The organism is Microcoleus sp. MON2_D5, assembly GCF_036701905.1.
In the GTDB taxonomy this organism is placed as follows: Bacteria; Cyanobacteriota; Cyanobacteriia; order Cyanobacteriales; family Microcoleaceae; genus Microcoleus.
The window spans coordinates 21,988-43,305 of the sequence record NZ_JAUBRM010000063.1 but is presented as its reverse complement, the minus strand read 5'-3'; the positions used below and the strand labels follow the sequence as shown (position 1 = coordinate 43,305).

Here is a 21,318-nt window from a genome sequence, read left to right as displayed (position 1 = left end):
GTCTACACAGTCTCTTATGCTTATTTTGTTAACTTTGTCAAGTTCATATTATACCAAATTAGATGAGCTTACCCTGTGTAAGCAAGGCCCCGATTGTAGAAGGCTCCTGCATCTTTAGGATTGAGTAGAAGGGCTTGATTGAAATCGGCAATGGCGCGATCGTATTCCTTTTTATAGTAGTAAGCCCTCCCCCGATTGTGGAAGGCTGCTGCGTATTTAGGATTGAGTATAAGGGCTTGATTGAAATCGGCAATGGCGCGATCGTATTCCTTTTTATCGTTGTAAGCACTGCCCCGACTGTAGAAGGCGTCTGCGTATTTAGGATTGAGTATAAGGGCTTGATTGTAATCGGCAGTGGCGCGCTCGTATTCCTTTTTATAGTAGTAAGCAATGCCCCGGTTATGGAAGGCTTCTGCATTTTTATGATTGAGTATAAGGGCTTGATTGTAATCGGCAATGGCGCGATTGTATTCCTTTTTATCGTTGTAAGCAATGCCCCGATTGTTGAAAGTCGCTGTATTTTTAGGATTGAGTATAAGGGCTTGATTGTAATCGGCAATGGCGCGCTCGTATTCCTTTTTATAGTAGTAAGCAAGGCCCCGATTCTGGAAGGCTTTTGCGTATTTAGGATTGAGTATAAGGGCTTGATTGTAATCGGCAATGGCGCAATCGTATTCCTTTTTATAGTAGTAAGCGCTGCCGCGATAGAAATAGATAGTGGCTGGGTCAAGTGCAGCTTTATTTGGTTTAGCCACTGAAAGTGCTACCGTTAGTTGCTTAATAGCATTATCCCAATCATCCGCTGCATAAGCAGACACCCCCAATGTCACCAACGTTAAATATTTCAGTTCCTCCGCTAAATTGACTTGTATCTCAAAACTTTCTAGCGAAGCCACCGCCATGTTGCGAGGTTCTCCCTGCACTTGCTTACCTACATCGATATAATCCTTTGCTGCTGAAAGAATCTCAAAATTCACGCTGACTGCTGCTTTCTGCTGCGTCTTGCCATACCAACCCCAAATCACAATATCCGCATTTTTATTCTTGCCCAATTCCCGCGCTTTATCTTTACCTTCCTGCTGAGTAATCGCTTGTTTGAGGGGCTGAATTTTCACGGTTGGGTAATTTTTAGTTGCATCCTGCAAATTCTGTAAAATCGTTTCTGTGACGCGATAATTTTTCGCATCCACCCCATCAAACTCCGCTAACAGAACCGTTACAGTTTGGGTTTTTTGTTCGCAGTGTTGTATCAGACATAGAGGTGATAACTGAGGTTGTAGAAAATGTAAACCTATACCGCCACCACCGAGACTCAATAACCCGATCGCCCCTGCAACTAGCCAAAGCCTTGTTGTCCTTTGCGGGATCTCCTCCGAAGTTCGGGTTATTTCGGAGGGCGTTACTTTTTTAGTTTGTCTGCAAAGTTAAAAAACGTGGGAAATACCCGCCGCAACAATCCTGCCGTATCCAACTCCATCTCATAGGAAATTAATCCCGGCAACAACGGAATCGCTGCTTTGAGTTTTCCCGCCGCCGGAATTCCCGGCTTACTCAATTCCGCTTTGATTTCCTGTAACACCTTCATCAATTCGGCATTACTCTGAACCGCAGGTTGAATCTCCAGAAACTCCACTTCCTCCACCAATTGACTCGCAACTATTTCCGCATCCGCTTCGGGAATCGTCAATCCGGCAATTTCCGCCCCCCAGCGCTGCCAATACTCTCGTTCCACGCTACCGATATCTCTTTTCAGTTTATCAATTCCCTGCTGAATCCGTACCTTTTGCGCGTCTTCAGCCAACCGTTTCGCTTCTTCCTGGCAAGCGAGTTGATCGTAATACTTTTCCACTTCAGATTGCAGGTGGGACAGGCGCTTGCTAATCATCGAAAACTCCAAATAATATAATCAGTTTAAATCTCATATTCTCATTATACAGCTCGACATCCGCATCTATTTTCCTCTTTTCTCCTACTTCATCTTCAAAATCTTCTGTGCCGCACTTTCAGATACCGGCATCACCGATAACCGATTGCCTTTCCTCACCAGCAAAATCTCATCAGCGCTAAACTTTTGTTTCAGTTCATCCAAAGATATTAACTTAGCAAACTCCTCAACAAACTCCACTTTCACAGTTTGCCAGCGAGGAGCATCAAACTGCGATTTAGGATCGTAATATTCGCTATTCATATCGAACTGACTCGGATCTGCAATCCCAGCTTCCACGACGCGCACTAACCCGACAATACCCGGAAATTTAGTATTAGAATGGTAAAAAAATACTAAGTCTCCCCGACTCATTTCTCGCATAAAATTGCGCGCTTGATAGTTGCGAACGCCATCCCAAATCGAAGTGCGATCGTGCTTCAAATCCCCAATACTGTAAACATCAGGCTCCGACTTCATTAGCCAATAATTCATACAATTTATTCACTTTGGTTAGCCGCCAAATATTCTTGAATATTATCTAAACACTGCTGCATAGCTTTTTGCATAAAAACCAGAACTAGCAACAACCCAAGCGGATAGAATACCGGAGAAGTCAGCATAAAATAAAACTCCCAATCAATCCGAGTTCCCTTTGCTGTAGCAGTGAAATTCCAATCTCCGCCACCCGACTCAATCAGTAGAGAAATCGGAAACTTAAACCCTCTAACCAGCCGGTAGCTTTGTCTTTCTGGCTTTTTGAAAGTAATAATTTCTTCATCAATCACCGAAGTGTCGGAATTTTCTATCCGCCGCACCCCGCCTTCACGCATCTCTCCACCATCTGCCATCTCAGCTTTAATAATTGCTGGAATTGGGCCATATCCGCGAAAGACTTTGGGCAGATTTGACAGGGACGTAACAAAATCAAAGACTACTTCAGGCGATGCAGCAATTTCTACTAATGCGTTCGTTTTAACTAACATTTATTCCTCCCCCCATCTGATTGGATAATGACCTGTGAGTTAAAAGTGCGTAATTTTAATTATAAAATATCCTTCCGCTTCTGCAACCACAGAGTCAACATCAAATAAACCAAAATATGCACGCACAAAATACCCCAATTTAAACTCAAATTCTCCCAGTTAGGAGCGTAAACAGGAGTAGGCTCAAACGGCTGAGGAAGCGTACTCCCGTCCGGTAATGTAGTAGGCGCGGGAACCATCCCATTCACATTAACTAAAGAGCCGTAAGCACCCACAGACCAGCGGCTTAACATCAGCCAAGAAAACTTGCTCGCCGCACCTTCCATCTTAAACAAAACTCCAGAAAAAATAATCTGAGGCAGCAATAAGAGAGGCAAAGCGCTATTAGCTTGAGAGCTATTTTTAACAATCGCGGAAACGACTAATCCGAGACTTATGCAGCTCATCAAAGTTAGGAATGTGGTAATAGTTGCCCCCATCGCCCAGGAAATAAAACTAGGTTCGGGAGATTTAAAAGCAATCAGAATAACTCCTACCATTAACAGTGTTTGCAATACTGCCAAACCAGAAAGTATAAAAATTTTTGAACCTAAATAAGCAAACAATCCTAAATTGACCAAACGTTCTCGCAGATAAATAGCAGATTCCTTAACAATTTCTTGCAGAGAAGTTGCCAGCCCTACCCAAATCGCCGCACAGGTAAATACAAATAAAACTCTCAGCGCTAAAGGTGCTAAAGTTGCCTCCGGTGCGCCAATTAACGGGTCTTTATCTCTGACGGCTAGCCGCAGCAAACTAATGCCGATCGGCGCTGTTAAAAGAGCTAAGCTTAAGTTAACTAAGTCACGGGAAACGAGTTGAAAATAGCGTTGCGCCAGCAAAACGAGTTGTTTTACAAAAGATTGAGATTTTGGTGCAGAAGGTGCAGAAGGTATTTTTGCATTAGCGTTGCCTGTGCTGAAGTGGTTGACAATATAGCGCTGATAGTATGGAGATTTATTAAACTTTTCTGCCCAGCTTTGAACGTTGGTTTCTCCTGTTTCTAATTCGTTGTAAATGTCTGCAAAATCGCCAGTTTTGACATCGAAAAAATCGAGTGCTTCCCTAGGGGAGCCGAAGTAACAAAGGCGTCCGCCGCGACCCATAAAAACAATACGATCGCACATCGTGATATTTGCCGTCGCGTGAGTCACCAGAATCACCGTCCGGCCTTGATTTGCCAACTTTCGCAGCAGTTGCATCATCTTCTTATCCAAACCCGGATCGAGTCCTGAAGTCGGTTCGTCTAAAAAGAAAAGTTTCGGGTCTGCTAACAGTTCAACTCCGATGCTGACCCGCTTCCGCTGTCCGCCGCTAAGCTGTTTTACCAAAGCCTTGCGGCGGTGAGTCATTTCAATATCTTCTAAAGTTTTTGCGACTACCTGCTTGACATCTGTATCGGGAGGTAAGCGCAATTTAGCTGCATAACTCAAGACTTCTTCTACAGTCAAATCTGCGTGCACAATATCATCTTGAGGCACGTAACCGATTTGATTGCGGTAAATATTGAAGTTTTGGCGCAGGTTGTCACCGTTGAGAAACACAGCGCCGTTAGTAGTTTTTTCGATGCCTAAAAGCGTCCGCATTAAGGTAGATTTACCCGCACCGCTACCGCCGACTAAAGCCACAAACTGCCCCGGTTCGATCGCCAAAGTGATGTTATCCAAACGCTTCGGAATCACCAGACTGTCAGCATCCAAACGAATTTGATGGCCCGAGTCTTGCATCTGCAACTCACCGCTGCGGTAAGTTAGAGTAAACGGGCCGATCCGAATTGCATCTCCCTCGGACAACTGTACAGAATTTGTCACTCGCTGACCGTTAACAAAAACCCCGTTAACGCTGTGGTCTCGCAAAATATAATTGCCGCGACTGTCTTGGTCGATTGTCGCGTGGCGTCTAGAAACAAGCGGCGCATCTAATTGCAGCGAAGCGTTTGGATCGCGGCCCAACAAAACCGACCGATTCTTAAGAAGAATTGACTGCTTGCTTGGGACAGCAACCTGATTCGCCAGCGGATTAAAATAAGTCAGCAAAACTTGATTTTGAGGATCGAGACCGATTTTAATTTCAGTGCCATTTTTCAGACAATAACCGTCATTGGGAGTGATGCGAGTGCGATCGACAAATAAGCCATTAGTGCTCGGCCGCTGACCGTCACCGTCGTAAATCCAGTAATTATCCCCAATTTGGCGCAAAACAGCGTGAACGCCGGAAACTGCGCGCCAAGCTTCGGGAATGACTAAATCAGCACGAGTGCGATCGCGCCCCAATAAGTGCTGCTGCTGTTTTAACTCTAACTGTAAAATTTCCCCTTGATTGCTTAATACTATATAAGGTCGATCGCTTAAAGCAGTCAGTTGTCCTATATTGCCTGTCATACTTCAATCGCGGTTTTTGCACTCACTTTCGTCAGCATATCAAAAGTAGGACAACAATACACTTATATTAAGCAAGTCTATTTGGCAACAACCGACAAACTGCGAAGCCGATTAATGGCCGCAGCTAATTCAAACCGCCGAAACATGGCAAAATCTCCTTCAGGAAAAGGCGATAAAATATCCATCCCCTGCGCCTCAATATCCGCCATCACCAAATCTATGATTTCCGACAAAGTGCGTTTTCCGTCCATGTATTGCTGCTTAGCATAAACCATTGCCGCAGCGATCGCCCTTAACTGTCCGCTGTCCACAATTTGCTCAACAGCACCCAAATCAATATCCTCAGTTCCAAAAGCCAATTCATCAACATCCCGCACCTTCACCCGCACATCTCGCCGTCCCCGACTCGGATCTAAACTAGCAGGAATCGGCACTCTTTGAGTAATCTCACCAAAAGTTTCTCCCCCTTCTGCCGCCCGGCTAATCGAGTAATTTTTAGCAATTTCTTTAGCTTTTTCCGTCACATTATATGCTTGAAAGTTATCCATTGAAATCACAGTATCCGCCACATCAAAATAATCGCCGCTTCCGCCCATGACTAAAATAGTCGATACGCCATAATCCACATACAATTGTTTAACTTTATCAATAAACGGCGTAATCGGTTCCTTATCCTTAGCGATGAGTTCCTGCATTCGGCGATCGCGAATCATAAAGTTCGTCGCCGCCGTATCCTCATCCACTAATAAAACAGGCACTAAATCCCCTTCTGAAATAGCGACTAATTGCGTCTCTAAAACAAAAGACTGAGCTTCTTCCTTCTTCCCTCTTCCTTCTTCCTTCTTCCCTCTTCCTTCTTCCTTCTTTCTTCTCCCCACTTCCAAAGCCTCAATAATATTAGCAGCTTGCGACGTGCTACCGCTCGCATTTTCCGTATAAAATTGTACAGTATCTATACCTTGTGGCAAGTGGTTAATAAACGGCGAAATATCAACTCCCGCCACACTTCTGCCATCTTCCGCTCTAATTTTAACCGCCGCCGGATTAGCCACCACAAATTCCCTACCATCTCCCGGAATTCGGTTGTAAACTCCCAACTCGATCGCCCTGAGTAAAGTTGATTTGCCGTGATAGCCGCCTCCAACAATCAAAGTAATGCCAGCGGGAATACCCATCCCGGAAATCAAACCGCGATTCGGACAATTAAACTCAACTTTTAACGACGGCGGCGACAGAAAAGCCACAGCATTATTTAACAAAGGCCTGTTGTCAACACCGCTGCGGCGGGGTAAAATAGCACCGTCAGCAACAAACGCAACTAATCCGTTATCAGCTAACTGCTGCCGCAACCAGTCAGCATCTTCTACAGTTTCAACATGACGGCGACATTTCGCAGCATTTAAGTTAGCATACTTCAGAGAATTGCTGACAATTTGCGGAATATCTTCGCACAGCATTTCAGCAGCTTGTCGCCCTAAGATACTGCGTCCGCCCGCTGGAAGTCCGACGGCAAATCGCAGTTCAACTCCTCCTAAATCTTCGATATTGGATGTATTTGACGAAATGATAAATGCGGAAGTTCGCTCTAAAACTTCTTGTCCGAAGCCAGTCACTGCAATCATACCGCTTTTCCCAGTGCCACGCTTGCTGCTGATGCTATTTGCTGCTCGGTCAAACTGGCGAGTTAGGTAATCTCGCAAGGCTATTTCTCGACTGCGGGAATTGAAAAGTTCGCGGGGAAGTTGAGCAATGTTTGGCGGAACTATGACTCTAAATTTACTGGGAGAAGCAAACGGATCTCCCTGCACGTAATCAATAATTAATGTGAATTCAGAAAAGTCGTAGTTACCTTGAATGTCTTTGTAGGCTTTGTAGCCTCGATTGTCTAGTTGCAGTAAATGCCGTTGCAAGGTTTCTTTGTTAGTCATTAGTTATTAGTTATTAGTGGGTCGTTGGCAGTATCAATAACAGTCATCATGCCCAATGCCCCATGCCCGATGCCCCATCCCCAATTCCCAATTCCCCATGCTCAATTCCCAATTACTAATTACCTAATTCCAATAATTTAGCCACGGCATTAACAACAATTTGAGCAGAACCGGCGAAAAAAGGTCGATCGATAGTTGCTAATCTATCGCTAGATTGGTGATAGTGGGGCGATCGCAAATTTGCAGTATCCGTCACCAACACAGCACCAATTCCTTTATACCAGAAAGGCGCGTGGTCGCTCCGCAAAACATCGGGAGTCAGCAACCCTTTCAGGGGAACCGGCAGCGCCACCACCGGCGGCAAATCGGCTTTTCCAGACTCCGCAAAACTTTTCAATAGCAGCGGATGTTCCGCATCCCCAATCACAGCGATAAACTCGCCTTTGTCGGGAGAAGTTACCCCCGATGCTTCTAAAAAAGGTTGCGCTGTCAATCCTTCGGGATATTGCTGGCATCCGGGCGTGCGGCAGGCATAACCTACCATATCTAGGACGATCGCTCCCTGCAAATTTTTTAACCGCGCGTCGCTACCTGTAAATGCTAAACTGCCTAAAAGTCCGAGTTCTTCCCTGTCGAAAAAAGCTACTTGCAATGTCCGAGGCGTGGGACGAGAACCCAGCAATCTTGCTACTTCTAAAACTACTGCAACTCCCGTGGCATTGTCGTCAGCACCTGGGGAGTTTGGTACAGTATCGTAGTGTGCGGCCACTAAAATTGCACCGGCGTTTGAGTCAGTGCCTTTTCTCTCAGCGAAGACATTGATTCCGCGATCGAACGGCTGCAACTCTGCGGAAAATCCTAATGTTTGCAATTGCTGGGAAATGTAGTCTCTCGTAAAAGAGCGAGATTGTTCTCCATCCCGTTCTCCTGCTAAACTATCGACGTGTTTCCACAAGCGCGACGGGTCAATTTTGGGCTGAAAAAAAGTATTTTTTTCAGCAGGAAGCGGTAAGGGAGACGGGTTTTGGGAAGTGTGGATATTGCGATCGATCCCTAATTCGGGTACACCCGACAACCGCTGCCACGAGTCAGAACGCCAACCCACAGCCGCCACCGCAACTAGAATAAATAGCGCTATCCAAATCAATTTTTTCATCAGTAAGTCTATTTGAGATTTTAGACAGGGCTTACGCACTCCTCGCTCTCATCAACCGTTTTTTTGAGCAGGAGAGAGGACTGCAACGAAGTCTTTTCGTACAAGCCGGTTTATCTGTCTAGGAGTGTTAGATTTTAGATTTTATCTTAATACCCGAGTTCAAAATAAACCTGTTTCCAAAAATGAAACTCAAAACTCTTAATATTAGCTGTGGATGAGGCAGTTTTGTGCTTTTTTTTACCTACTAATAAACCAGGTAAAATTATTTGAATGTCGCCGTCAAAGGTTTCTTGCTTATTCGAGTATTCGACGGCGACATTCACCTTAATAATTTACCTTTAACCTTCACAACTCAAAACTACTTTTTTTCCCACTCAATCTCCTTATTCTCCAAAATCAAGCCACTGCTGCTGGGAAAAGCATAAGGAATAGTTTTTGCCGAAAATTCAACTATTTGAGTTGGTTGTTGAAACCACTCGGAATAACTCGGGTTGAGTTGGTCGTACAGTGCTTTTAAAGCTTGGATTTCTGTCTCTAGCTGCGCTGCTGCTTGATTGATTCTGCGAGCTTGTGCTTGCAAGCGTTTTTCCCCGGTTTGAACGTTGTTTTCTACTTCTTGCCAGTGCTGTCCGGCAACCAATTTTTCTAGTTCACCTTGTTTGTAATTGAGTAAAGCCTGTTTTTGTTCCAGTTGCTTTTCAATATTTTTAGTCTCTCGGTCAATTTCCTGGACTTGCTGCAACCACTGCTCCCCAAAAGCAGCAGTTTGCTGGTGGAACTCAGCAATGGCTTCAGGAGTATTATTTTTGGGAAAACTGACTGCCACTCGGCACTCAGAGCGCTGTACGCCAAGTTTTTCCCGCGACTCTTGCAGGGCGGTAATTTCTGCTTGCAGCGCGCGGACTTCTTTTTGGAGTTCTGGGATGGTCTGACTCATGGGTTCAATTAGTGGACCTCTGCATCGATTTTAAGCTAATTGTTTATTTTTCTAACAAATCCCGGTCGCCTCTTTGCGGGAATTATCTAATTTTAGCGCGCTCTCACCCGGTGTCTAGGCAGAAGGACGGATAATTTGTGGCACAATGGCTGATGACATATTTTAAATTAAGATTAAAATTATAATTATAATTAGTTATAAAGCTAAATTATTAGCTTAGGAGAATTTTATTTACAAATCCACCTAAATTAATGTTAGCTGGGTTTTCCTAGGATAAAGCAAGTTCTGCTAAAATTTTTAACATTTCTGCTTGCCAGGAAGAATTTATTTAAAATTAGGGAAGAGACAAATGAAAAGAATTTTTCAATTAGTATTGAAATATTTAACGGTGGCTATTTTTCCTGTGGAATGTGGCATTAATCCAAAAAAATTACAGGCAAGTGTAGGGGATGGATCTGGCAGTCGCCCTGTACAAAGAATTTTGGTTGCGTCTCAGAAACATAGCTATTTGCGCTCGGCATCTCACCCCCTTAGCTCTGCAAGCGCCGCATTATTTTTGGATAAATTATCCCAAATGGAGTCCGTAAAATTACCGACCTACCATTATATACATTTTCAGGAAACTTCAAAAAAAAACCTAATATTAGGTTAAGACTAATTTCTTATTATCGGGTTTTTATTTCTTTATTAATCTCATTATTGATCGGGGTAAAACAGTAAATAGCTTATCCAAGACGATGAGGTTAATCAAGGCGCAGTCTGAAACAGAGAATGACAAGCTACCAAAAGGAGAAAAAGTGTTGCATCCAAAAAAAGAACAGGATATCTGGGATACTATTGCCCAAATGACCCAAGATTTGCAGCAAACTGCCGAATATGCCCTGGATATTTGCGAGGAAATGAACGTCTCAATAATTGCGACTACCCCGGGCGGTCATATCCTGTCGTTAAACCAAGCTACCTGTCAACTTTTGGGATACTCTAAAAAAGAGTTGTTAGGGAAACCAATAGACGAACTTTTTAAGAAAACTGAATTACCACCACCCGAGTTAGACTTAGCCAGTTTAGCAGCCGAAGGTTCTGTCCGCAACGTCGAAAAAGTCTACCTTTCTAAACAGCGAAAAAAAATAATTGTACTGCTTTCTATTTCAATTATTCGCGACGGTCAAGGCAAGGTCAGCGGCAAGTTATACATAGCACAAGATATTACTGATAGCAAGCGGGCTGAAATAAATTTGCGGCGCAGTGAAAAAAAGTTTCGGCAACTGATAGAAACTGTGAATGCTGTGGCATTTATCTATCACCGCCGACAGTTGCGCTATGTCAATGCTCAGACAGAAGCTCTGACAGGATATACTCGCGAAGAATTGCTAGCATTGGATTTATACGACTTAATCCATCGAGATTTTCTAGAAATAGTTAAAGAATGGGGTAAATCCAGCCACGCGCGCTCAAGTGCCGGCTCAAAATATGAAGTAATAATTCTCACGAAAACCGGAGAAATGCGCTGGATTGAAGCAACTGTAGATATTATTAAATTTGAGAGAAAAGCGTCAATATTAATCACAGCTTTTGACATCAGCGAGCGCAAATTAGCAGAGTTAGAACTAGAAACATCTCTTTCGTTGCTTCAAGCAACCATTGAATCTACTGCTGACGGTATTCTGGCGGTTGACAGTACAGGAAAAGTTCTTACCTTTAACCGCAAGTTTGCCGAAATGTGGCAGTTGCCGGCTTTCCTGCTGGATTCGAGAGATAACAATCTAATTTGGGGGTTTGGAATCAACCAGTTAAAATACCCGGAAATATTTCTCAACCGCGCTAAAGAATTGTCCGATCGCCCCGCAGCAGAAAGTTACGATATCATAGAGTTTACAGATGGCAGAATCTTTGAGCGCTACTCGCTGCCGCAGCGCACCGGAGGCAAAATTACTGGTCGGGTATTCAGCTTTCGGGATGTAACGGAACGGGTGCAATCCGAAGAAAAACTACGCAAAAGCGAAGAACGCTTTCACCTGTTGACGCGGGCGACAAATGATGCCGTATGGGATTTTGATTTGTTAAAAAATGAGTATTGGTTAAGCGAAGAATTTGAAAAAGTTTTTGGATACAAACTCAATGAGAATCAGACGATAGAATTAGAATCTTGGTGGCTAAATATTCATCCTGAAGAACGGGAAAGAGTGATGTTAAGCTTCAACGAAGCAATGAATTCAGACGCTCAATGTTGGTCGGAAGAATACAGCTTTCACCGTGCAGATGGGGGATATATTTTTGTGCTAGATCGCGGCTATATCATCCGTAATGAAAGTGGCAAAGCAGTAAGGGCGATCGGCACTATGATGGACATCACTCAGCGCAAGCAAGCTGAAGAAATTATTCGCTATCAAGCTGTTTATGACCAACTCACAGGTTTACCGAACCGGATACTTTTTAACGAGCGGCTGCTGGCGTCATTAAGAGAAGCTAAAAAAACAAAAAAAATGCTAGCAGTGATGTTTTTAGACTTGGACAGGTTCAAAAAGATTAATGATACACTAGGTCACGCTGCAGGCGATCGCCTGTTAGAAGGTTTTGCCGGACGCATCAGCGACAGTTTGCGATCGACTGATACGGTAGCTCGCTGGGGAGGCGACGAATTTACCATACTGCTTCCCGACATCAATTGCTTAGAAGATGCAGTTAAAACAGCTCAAAGAATATTCAACAATTTAAAGCCACCATTTAAACTAGAAGGACAACCGTTTCACGTCAGCAGCAGCATCGGCATTGCCCTTTATCCCGATGACGGTGAAGATGCCGAAACTTTAGTCAAAAATGCCGATGCCGCCTTGTACCGCGCTAAAGAAATGGGAAGAAATAACTATCAGTTATATACTTCCACGATTAATCCCCAAGACAGCCAGTTACTAACTATAGAACACAGGCTGCACGAGGCTTTAGAACAGGGAGAATTTGAGGTTTTTTACCAGCCAAAGGTCAACATTACTACTTGGAAAATTCAGGGCATGGAAGCCCTGCTGCGCTGGCAACATCCACAATTAGGTTTAGTTACTCCCGCTACATTTATTCCGATCGCCGAAGAGAACGGGCTCATTGTAGCTATTGGGGAATGGGTGCTGCAAACAGCCTGCACTCAAAATAAAGCTTGGCAGGATGCTTTGCAGCCAGATTTGCGGGTAGCAGTCAACGTTTCGGCTCGGCAGTTCCAGCAATTTAATTTATTAGAAATGGTAGCGAAATGCTTGGAAAAAAGCGGTTTAGCACCCAAGTATTTAGAGTTAGAAATTACCGAGACTACAGCAATGCAAGATGTGGATTATACCACAAAAGTTCTCAGGGAGCTGCAGAACATGGGAGTGCAGATTGTGCTGGACGATTTCGGCACGGGTTATTGTTCTCTAAATTATCTCAAAAAGTTTCCCTTGAATATCTTAAAAATAGATAAATCCTTTGTCAGCGGACTGACGACCGATCCGTGCGAACGGGCGATCGCCAAGGCTGTAGCGACGCTGGGGCGAGATTTGAACTTGAGCGTAGTAGCCGAAGGAGTAGAAACTAAAGAGCAATTGGAGTGTTTGCGCGAACTCCACTGTCAAGAAATTCAGGGTTATTATTTCAGCCCTGCCCTCTCGGCTGGCGATGCTAGCAAACTGTTGGTAAATTCTCAGTTGAGTAAATTGAAAATTGCTTAATTAGTCATTAGTTATTAGTTATGGTTCTTGACCGCAAATCTTAGTCTCGCGACTTATTTTCCTCCGCTACACCCCCAACATCATCACTGCTAAAGCGCTGCGGCGGGCCTAAGTTGTCGGGCAATTCGTTAAGATTCTTGCCCCAAGGGTGATACAGCGCTTTAACTTGAGAAATTTTCAGCTCACGGGCATCAAGTCCTAAATCCCGCCACCGCAGTTAAAAGCTTAGCTAGGTTAGGGACACGGCACGGCTTCGTGTGCTTAATGATGGTCATCGCGATCGCCCCCACTTGTTAAAACTTAAAATAGTGTGCAGAATAACCCACTTGCGGCTAAAGACAGAGGAAAATATCGCTACTCCAACATAAAGGCTTTGTCTATGCAGCCGATTCGCACATTTAACGTTTCCCCCTCGCTACCGACAATTCTCGAACCCCTACGCAAGCTTGCCTATAACTTGCACTGGGATTGGAACGTCGATACTAAAGACCTTTTCCGCCGCCTCGATCGAGACCTGTGGGACTCCAGCAACCAAAACCCGGTGCTGATGCTCGGAACCATATCTCAAGAGCGACTGCAAGAAATGGCAGAAGACGAAGGCTTCATTGCCCAAATGAACCGAGCAGCCCAGCAGTTAGACGATTATCTCAAAAATCGCGCCTGGTACCGCAAACAGCGCGGCACCGAGCAGCAAGAATGCTACGCTTACTTTTCGATGGAATTCGGCTTGGTTAAAGCCCTACCAATCTATTCGGGCGGTTTGGGCGTGCTCGCAGGCGACCACCTCAAATCAGCTAGCGATTTGGGCTTGCCCTTAGTCGGTGTCGGCCTGCTCTACCAAGAAGGTTATTTTTCGCAGTATCTCAACGCCGACGGCTGGCAGCAAGAACGCTATCCGCTCAATGATTTCTACAATATGCCGCTCCACCCAGAACGCAATCCCGACGGTTCGGAATTGCGGATTGAGGTAGACTATCCCGGCCGCAAGGTTTACGCGCGGATTTGGCGGGTACAAGTGGGTACGGTTCCTTTGTACCTGATGGATACAAATATTGCACCTAACAGCCCCTACGACCAAGATATTACCGACCAACTCTACGGCGGCGATAAAACTCTGCGGATGCACCAAGAAATCATGCTGGGCATCGGCGGCGTAAAAATGCTCAAGGCCCTGGGGCTGACAGTTACGGCTTATCACATGAATGAAGGCCACGCGGCTTTCATGGCTTTGGAACGGATACGGATGCTGATGGAGGAATATCACCTGAGTTTCGTAGAAGCGGAACAGGTGGTGGTTTCGAGCAGTATGTTTACGACTCACACGCCGGTGCCTGCTGGGTTTGACTTGTTCGAGCCGGATATGGTGATGCACTATCTGAGTCATTATGCCAAGATATTTGGCTTGTCGCAAAATGAGTTTTTGGGATTGGGCCGCGAGAATACTGGCGATTTGTCCGCACCTCTAAATATGGCAATTTTGGCAATTAAAATGTCGAGTTTTGTCAACGGGGTGGCGGCTTTGCACGGTGTGGTGTCGCGCCCGATGTTTCAGGGTTTGTGGCCGGGTTTGCCGCAGGAAGAAGTGCCGATTACTTCGATTACCAACGGGGTGCACGCTCGCAGTTGTGTGGCGAAGTCAACTCAGGAGTTGTACGATCGCTACCTCGGCCCGGATTGGGAAATGACTCGCAAGGACGATCGTCTCTGGGACAGGATGTCGTCGATTCCTGATGAGGAACTATGGCGCAATCACGAACGCTGTCGCTCGGAGTTGGTGGTGTTCGCCCGGGAGTGGCTGCAAAAGACTTTGCGCGAGCGCGGTGCGGCCCAAACGGAAATCGAACACGCGCGGGAGGCTCTCAATCCGAAGGTGCTGACGATCGGGTTTGCCCGCCGCTTTGCTACTTACAAGCGGGCGACGCTGTTTTTGCGCGATGTCGATCGAATCATGCGGATCATGCGCGATCAAAATCGCCCGGTGCAGTTTGTGATTGCTGGGAAGGCTCACCCGATGGATATTCCGGGTAAGGAATTGATTCGGGATATCGTTCACTTCATCCGCGAGCACGAGACGATGAGCTCGATGGTGTTTTTACCGAACTACGACATTAACGTTGCTCGGATGATGGTTTCTGGCTGCGATGTGTGGCTGAATACGCCGCGCCGCCCCCGGGAAGCTTCCGGGACTTCGGGGATGAAAGCTTCGATGAACGGTTTACCGAATCTCAGCATCCTCGACGGATGGTGGGATGAGGCTGATTATGTTCGTACCGGTTGGCCGATCGGACATGGGGAGTTTTACGAAGATACTAAGTATCAGGATGAGGTCGAGGCGAATGCTTTGTACGACTTGATGGAAAAGGAAGTTGTACCCCTATTTTACAACCGGGATGCTGATGGAATTCCCCGCGGTTGGACGGCGAAAATGAAGGATTCGATTCGCTTGAATTGTCCTTTCTTCAATACTGCTCGGATGGTGAAGGATTACGCGCGGCGGGCTTATTTCCCGGTGAGCGATCGATTCTTCACGATGACTTCGGATAATTGTGCTCCCGCCAAGGAGTTGTCTCACTGGAAGAAGCAGGTTCTCGCGAAGTGGAAGGATATTAAGATTGAGGCTGTTGATATTTCCCAGGATAAGGAAGTTAAGGTCAATCAGTCGATCTCTGTTAAATCTCGGATTAATCTGATGGGATTGACGCCTGCAGACGTGCAAGTTGAACTTTATCAAGGTTCGGTTGATGCTAACGGAGATATTGTCGGCGGCGTGCCGGTGGTGATGGAGTATTTGGGAGAAGATGCTAACAATGCTAGCCTTTATACGGCTGACATTACTTATACTTCTAGTGGTTTGCAAGGTTTGTCGTTGCGGGTTTTGCCGAAGCACGATAATCTCAGCAGTCCTTATGAAGCTGGCGTGATTCTCTGGGCACATTAAAGGAAGGAAGAAGGAAGAGGGAAGAAGGAAGAAGGAAGAGGGAAGAAGGGTACGGATACACGGATGAATTTAACTGTGCTTCCCAATTCTCCCCCTCTCCCCCTCTCCCTCTCGCTGTCTCCTCCTCTCTCTCGCACTCTTTATGGAATGTGGGGAATGACTATGTAGCCGGTTGTGCAACGATCGCCCAATACCACATTCCGCTCTATTTCCTAGTACCACCAGTGAACCCGTATATAAGCGTACAGCAAGGCATCTAGCTGGTCTTCTAAGGCTTTGAGGGTGGCAACACTGGTCGGGATTTCGGGGAGATTTGAACCACCGATGAACGCTGATTCTTCTGCAGGATGTTTGCGAAATTCAGAGTGGGTTCGAGGATCGATCGATATCTACAACATACTGGCAGAATTTCATCAATTATAGTTGACATTCTGCCAGTTTTCCTTTTTTGTCGCGTTGCTGAATACAGGTATAAATTCAAGATTTCGGAATTTTTCTAAGCCCAGTCGGGTGAGTTTTGTAACTTCCGATAAAAGTTGATTCATACCGTGAATCAGCAAAGCCCAAAATTTATATCCATCACTATGAAAGCCGCCGAGCAAAATAGTCATGCCACAATAGTCACACTTTTTCACACTGCTATTTCATAAAATTCAAGGGAGCCTTGAGACACCTCTAGTTTAGGTTATTTACCCACACCCGCTGGCTGCTGACGGTTTCGCACTTCCAGAAAAATCAACAAAGCATTAACATCAGCCGGATTTACCCCACCAATTCTGGCAGCTTGGCCAATCGTCAGCGGTTTCACCTTAGCCAACTTTTCCCGCGATTCTTTGGAGAGAGTTGTAATTGCCATGTAATCCAAATCTGGCGGCAATTGTCGGCGTTCGTGTTTGGCAATGTCATCGATTTGATTTTGCTGTCTTTGCAGGTAGCCGGAATATTTGATGTCAATTTCTGCACCATCTTTCTCAGCCAACTTCAGACTAGAATTGCCTAAATTGTAGCGTTCCAAATCCACATAATGAAAACCAGGACGACGCAACAAATCAGCGAGAGTAATTGAACCTTTAATCGCTTGTTGAGTATCAGCCAAAATTGCCTTGCCAACTTCCTCGTGCTCTTTCACCCGCGTCGAGTACAAGCGTTCCTTCTCTGCCACAATATTAGCTTGTTTGCGATCGAACAACTTCCAGCGGCGATCGTCAATCAAACCAATTTCCCGTCCCAGCGGCGTCAAGCGTTGGTCAGCATTGTCCGATCGCAATAATAGCCGGTATTCCGATCGCGAAGTCAACATCCGGTAAGGTTCCCGCAAATCCTTCGTACACAAATCATCGATCAAAGTCCCGATATAACTTTGCTCGCGAGGAAACACAATCATCTCCTGATTTTTCGCAAACCTGGCTGCATTAATTCCCGCCACAATCCCCTGTGCAGCCGCCTCCTCATATCCCGTTGTACCGTTCACCTGACCCGCGCAAAACAGCCCTTCTATCTTCTTAGTCATCAGCGTTGGAAAGCACTGAGTAGCCGGCAAATAATCGTACTCCACAGCATAAGCAGGGCGCATCATCTCGCACTTTTCCAAACCCGGAAGAGTCCGCAGCATTTGCAATTGCAAATTTTCCGGTAAACCCGTAGAAAATCCTTGGATATAAAGTTCAGGAATATCTCTACCTTCCGGTTCAATAAAAATCTGGTGACTTTCCTTATCCGCAAACCGCACAATCTTATCTTCAATACTCGGACAATAGCGCGGCCCCTTCGCATCAACCCAGCCGCCGTAGACTGGAGAAAGATGCAAATTGTCTCTAATTAACTGATGAGTAGCTGGCGTAGTTCGAGTTAAATAACAAGACATTTGTTCCCGTTCGATCCAAACTTCTGGATCGAAACTAAACCAGCGAACCTCTGCATCTCCCGGCTGCGGTTCCAGGTTGGTATAATCCAGAGTACGCTTGTCAACTCTTGCGGGAGTTCCTGTTTTTAACCTCCCTGTTTCAAAGCCCAAACGATTAAGAGTTTCCGTCAAGCCAACGGCGGCAAATTCTCCGGCGCGTCCTGCGGGCATTGACTTATTACCTACCCAAATTGTGCCACCTAAAAAAGTGCCTGTGGTCAGAATGACTGCTTTACATTCAAAAGCGACGCCGAAGTATGTTTCTACTCCGATTACTTCTTCGTTTTTGCCCAAAACTAAGTCTGTTACCATCGCTTCGCGGATGGTCAAATTCTCTTGATTTTCGACAATATTATTCATTACAGCGGCGTATTCCCGCTTGTCAGTTTGTGCTCGCAGGGCCCACACTGCGGGACCTCGTGAAGAGTTGAGGACGCGCTTTTGTAAGTAGGTGCGATCGGCCATTTTGCCAATTTCCCCGCCTAACGCATCAACTTCGTTAGTAAGTTGGGTTTTAGCCGGGCCGCCGACAGCCGGATTGCAAGGTTGCCACGCAATTTTGTCGAGGTTGAGGGTGAGGAGAAGGGTGCGACAGCCGAGGCGAGAAGTGGCGAGGGCTGCTTCGCAGCCGGAGTGTCCGCCACCTACTACGATGATGTCGAAACTGTCTTGGAATTCTACGGGTGTTTGTGCGGTCATGGTCTGCGTTTGAGCGGCAAGGACTCGTACTTTATTTTAGCAGTAATGGCGATCGTTTTGGGATTGGGTTTTTGGCAAAAATATTCATGGGGGATTTTTAACCGCAGATGAACGCAGATGAACCCGGATGGAGGTTGGGTTTAATCTGAATTTGGCTGGTTGATTAGGCTCAAATTCATGCAGATTAATCGCGATTAACATTATGCTCGATAATGCGATCGACAGCCAGCGACCAAAAGAGCCAAATTACCACAACCTTGTTAGGGCCACAATACAAATTTGAATGGTTAGAACTTTCTAACCCAAGAGAGCCGCTGTGATGAGTATTCCTCCTCGAAATGCTGGGAACGGCACTCGACTTGAAAAACCTAAGATTGGAGGTTTTGCCGATTAGCCAGACCGAAACTTATCTGACTATTGTGTAAATTTATCCCCAACAGCTAGCAGATTACCTACATCTTCTCAACTCTTCCTTCGCGTCCTAGCGCTTACGCGCGGTTTCGCCTAACGCGCCTTCGCGGTTCAATAATTCCGTAATCTTGCAGTTTTGCGCTATGTTAGACAAAAAAATCTCAACAAGCGTACACAAGTGAAATACTTCTTCTTATCCGACGGCTGGAAAGTTGGGCGCGTCTGGGGCGTAGGTGGCGAGTGGAGTCACGCCGCCTGGAGGCGGTCGCCGGACATCCAACAGCTAAACCTCTGTCTTGTCGATCGCAACGAAAAAATGTGGCTCTACCGCGTAGAAGACGCCGTACTCATGGTAGAAGTCCAACCAGCAGTCCGTCCCGATCCCGCCGATCCCGCCAAAAATATCGGCAACGTCACCCTCACCAGACTGATCGATGCCGAGCAAGTCCTCGAACGCCTCGGGACGATCGCCGCGCGCTGCGAAATGGGCAACCCACAACTAATGTAATGCCCAACATATTGCAATCGGTTCTAACACTCGATACACTTCTTTAAATAACTTTCATTTTTATGCCTCCACCTTTGAAGGTAGATGGCAGTCGGCAAAAGGCAGAGTTTAAACCCTGCAGGTAACTGCTGGGGATTGAGAATCTGATTTTTCCGTAAAAATAGACATCATCACTTACACCTTGGAGAACCGCAGTCAATGGGACTACCCTGGTATCGCGTACACACAGTCGTCTTAAATGACCCAGGCCGATTGATTTCTGTACACTTAATGCACACAGCCCTCGTGGCAGGTTGGGCCGGCTCAATGGCCCTTTATGAACTAGCAGTTTTTGATCCGACAGACCCAGTTCTGAACCCGATGTGGCGTCAAGGGATGTTCGTGTTGCCCTTCATGACTCGCTTGGGAGTTACGGGTTCTTGGGGCGGTTGGAGCATCACGGGCGAAGGTAACGTCGATCCGGGCTTCTGGTCCTTTGAAGGCGTGGCCGCCGCTCACATCGTCCTCTCGGGCCTGCTGTTCTTAGCAGCAGTTTGGCACTGGGTATTTTGGGACTTAGAACTTTTCAGAGACCCTCGCACCGGTGAACCAGCCCTCGACTTGCCAAAAATGTTTGGCATTCACCTGTTCCTCTCCGGCTTGCTCTGCTTCGGCTTCGGCGCATTTCACCTTTCGGGACTTTTTGGCCCGGGAATGTGGGTGTCCGACCCCTACGGCCTGACCGGTCACGTCCAACCAGTGGCGCCTTCTTGGGGCCCTGAAGGCTTCGACCCGTATAATCCGGGCGGCATCGTGGCTCACCACATTGCAGCGGGCGTAGTCGGCGTAATTGCCGGTTTGTTCCACTTGACAGTGCGGCCGCCAGAACGTCTTTATAAAGCCCTGCGGATGGGGAATATCGAAACTGTACTTTCTAGCAGTATCGCTGCCGTGTTCTTCGCAGCCTTTGTGGTTGCGGGTACGATGTGGTACGGTTCTGCTGCTACTCCGATCGAACTTTTTGGCCCGACTCGCTATCAGTGGGACAGCGGCTATTTCGGACAAGAAATCGATCGCAGAGCTCAAGCTAGCTTGGCCGGGGGCCAAAGCTTCCAAGAAGCTTACGAACAAATTCCCGAAAAATTGGCTTTCTACGACTACGTGGGCAACTCTCCTGCTAAAGGCGGTTTGTTCCGCGCCGGCGCGATGGTCAACGGCGACGGTATTGCTAAATCTTGGCTGGGCCATCCAGTATTTACTGATAGCGAAGGTCGGGTATTGTCGGTTCGCCGCCTCCCCAACTTCTTTGAAACTTTCCCAGTAATTTTGACGGACAAAGATGGGGTCGTCCGCGCTGACATCCCCTTCCGCCGTGCTGAATCAAAATACAGCTTTGAACAAAGCGGAGTTACCGTCAGCTTCTACGGTGGCGAACTTAACGGTCAAACATTTGATAATCCTCAGGATGTTAAAAAGTTTGCTCGCGATGCTCAAAAAGGTGAAGTGTTTGAATTCGATCGTGAAACCTTGAACTCTGACGGGGTGTTCCGCACTTCGACTCGCGGTTGGTTCACTTTCGGCCACGTTTGCTTTGCTTTGCTATTCTTCTTCGGCCATATCTGGCACGGTTCTCGGACTATTTTCCGCGATGTGTTTGCTGGAGTTGAGGCTGACTTGGAAGAACAAGTCGAGTGGGGCCTGTTCCAAAAGGTGGGCGACGTAACCACAAGAAGAGAAGAATCTATCTAGATTTCGCCAGCCTCTGGGTACGTGGGAAACTTCCCCGCTACACAAAAACCCGGTTTCTTGAAGAAACCGGGTTTTTTTAGTTAAT

Annotated in this window: 16 protein-coding genes; 5 read left to right on the top strand and 11 right to left on the bottom strand. The window is 46.3% G+C overall.

Features of this window, described 5'->3' with window-relative positions:
• Positions 1 to 68: 68 nt before the first annotated feature.
• The 9 genes from QUA47_RS21775 to QUA47_RS21735 form a co-directional block, all read right to left on the bottom strand.
• A complete protein-coding gene (locus tag QUA47_RS21775) occupies positions 69 to 1,190 on the bottom strand; it encodes a tetratricopeptide repeat protein (protein ID WP_333432287.1) in 1,122 nt (373 codons plus the stop codon).
• 209 nt (positions 1,191 to 1,399) lie between these two features.
• Positions 1,400 to 1,885: a hypothetical protein gene (locus QUA47_RS21770; protein ID WP_333432286.1), complete on the bottom strand. Its 486-nt coding sequence runs from the start codon at positions 1,883 to 1,885 to the stop codon at positions 1,400 to 1,402.
• Positions 1,886 to 1,969: 84 nt separating this feature from the next.
• A complete protein-coding gene (locus QUA47_RS21765; protein WP_333432285.1) occupies positions 1,970 to 2,419 on the bottom strand; it encodes an EVE domain-containing protein in 450 nt (149 codons plus the stop codon).
• Between the two features lie 5 nt (positions 2,420 to 2,424).
• A complete protein-coding gene (locus QUA47_RS21760; RefSeq protein WP_333432284.1) occupies positions 2,425 to 2,910 on the bottom strand; it encodes an SRPBCC family protein in 486 nt (161 codons plus the stop codon).
• A gap of 59 nt (positions 2,911 to 2,969) precedes the next feature.
• Complete coding sequence (locus tag QUA47_RS21755; protein ID WP_333432283.1) at positions 2,970 to 5,330, bottom strand: FHA domain-containing protein; 2,361 nt, start codon at positions 5,328 to 5,330, stop codon at positions 2,970 to 2,972.
• Positions 5,331 to 5,407: 77 nt separating this feature from the next.
• Positions 5,408 to 7,258: an ABC-ATPase domain-containing protein gene (locus QUA47_RS21750; RefSeq protein WP_333432282.1), complete on the bottom strand. Its 1,851-nt coding sequence runs from the start codon at positions 7,256 to 7,258 to the stop codon at positions 5,408 to 5,410.
• Between the two features lie 115 nt (positions 7,259 to 7,373).
• The gene (locus QUA47_RS21745) at positions 7,374 to 8,414 is read right to left on the bottom strand and encodes a M28 family peptidase (RefSeq protein WP_333432281.1); all 1,041 of its coding nucleotides are present in this window, start codon (positions 8,412 to 8,414) and stop codon (positions 7,374 to 7,376) included.
• A gap of 146 nt (positions 8,415 to 8,560) precedes the next feature.
• Entirely contained in the window at positions 8,561 to 8,737 is a 177-nt protein-coding gene (locus QUA47_RS21740) for a hypothetical protein (protein WP_190663867.1), read from the bottom strand.
• Positions 8,738 to 8,772: 35 nt separating this feature from the next.
• Positions 8,773 to 9,351 (bottom strand): hypothetical protein, encoded by a 579-nt coding sequence (locus QUA47_RS21735; protein WP_190663868.1) that lies wholly within the window; start codon positions 9,349 to 9,351, stop codon positions 8,773 to 8,775.
• A gap of 349 nt (positions 9,352 to 9,700) precedes the next feature.
• Between QUA47_RS21735 and QUA47_RS21730 the strand changes: the two genes are divergently transcribed.
• The 3 genes from QUA47_RS21730 to glgP all read left to right on the top strand — a co-directional run bounded on the left by QUA47_RS21730 (position 9,701) and on the right by glgP (position 15,984).
• On the top strand, positions 9,701 to 10,003 hold the full coding sequence (locus tag QUA47_RS21730) for a hypothetical protein (RefSeq protein ID WP_333287488.1): 303 nt from the start codon (positions 9,701 to 9,703) through the stop codon (positions 10,001 to 10,003).
• Positions 10,004 to 10,148: 145 nt separating this feature from the next.
• On the top strand, positions 10,149 to 13,046 hold the full coding sequence (locus QUA47_RS21725) for an EAL domain-containing protein (protein ID WP_333432280.1): 2,898 nt from the start codon (positions 10,149 to 10,151) through the stop codon (positions 13,044 to 13,046).
• A 379-nt stretch (positions 13,047 to 13,425) separates the two neighbouring features.
• Positions 13,426 to 15,984, top strand: a complete 2,559-nt coding sequence (gene glgP, locus QUA47_RS21720) for an alpha-glucan family phosphorylase (RefSeq protein WP_333287541.1) — start codon at positions 13,426 to 13,428, stop codon at positions 15,982 to 15,984.
• Between the two features lie 413 nt (positions 15,985 to 16,397).
• Here the strand turns inward: glgP and QUA47_RS21715 are convergent, their stop codons facing one another.
• Together QUA47_RS21715 and mnmG are read right to left on the bottom strand one after the other, a co-directional pair.
• Positions 16,398 to 16,619: a hypothetical protein gene (locus tag QUA47_RS21715; protein ID WP_333432279.1), complete on the bottom strand. Its 222-nt coding sequence runs from the start codon at positions 16,617 to 16,619 to the stop codon at positions 16,398 to 16,400.
• A gap of 50 nt (positions 16,620 to 16,669) precedes the next feature.
• Entirely contained in the window at positions 16,670 to 18,586 is a 1,917-nt protein-coding gene (gene mnmG, locus QUA47_RS21710) for a tRNA uridine-5-carboxymethylaminomethyl(34) synthesis enzyme MnmG (protein WP_333432278.1), read from the bottom strand.
• Between the two features lie 589 nt (positions 18,587 to 19,175).
• On the opposite strand from mnmG, the gene QUA47_RS21705 reads away from it, so the two are divergent.
• Complete coding sequence (locus tag QUA47_RS21705) at positions 19,176 to 19,505, top strand: hypothetical protein (RefSeq protein WP_333403212.1); 330 nt, start codon at positions 19,176 to 19,178, stop codon at positions 19,503 to 19,505.
• A 198-nt stretch (positions 19,506 to 19,703) separates the two neighbouring features.
• A complete protein-coding gene (gene psbB / locus QUA47_RS21700) occupies positions 19,704 to 21,233 on the top strand; it encodes a photosystem II chlorophyll-binding protein CP47 (protein ID WP_333287502.1) in 1,530 nt (509 codons plus the stop codon).
• Positions 21,234 to 21,318: the final 85 nt, after the last annotated feature.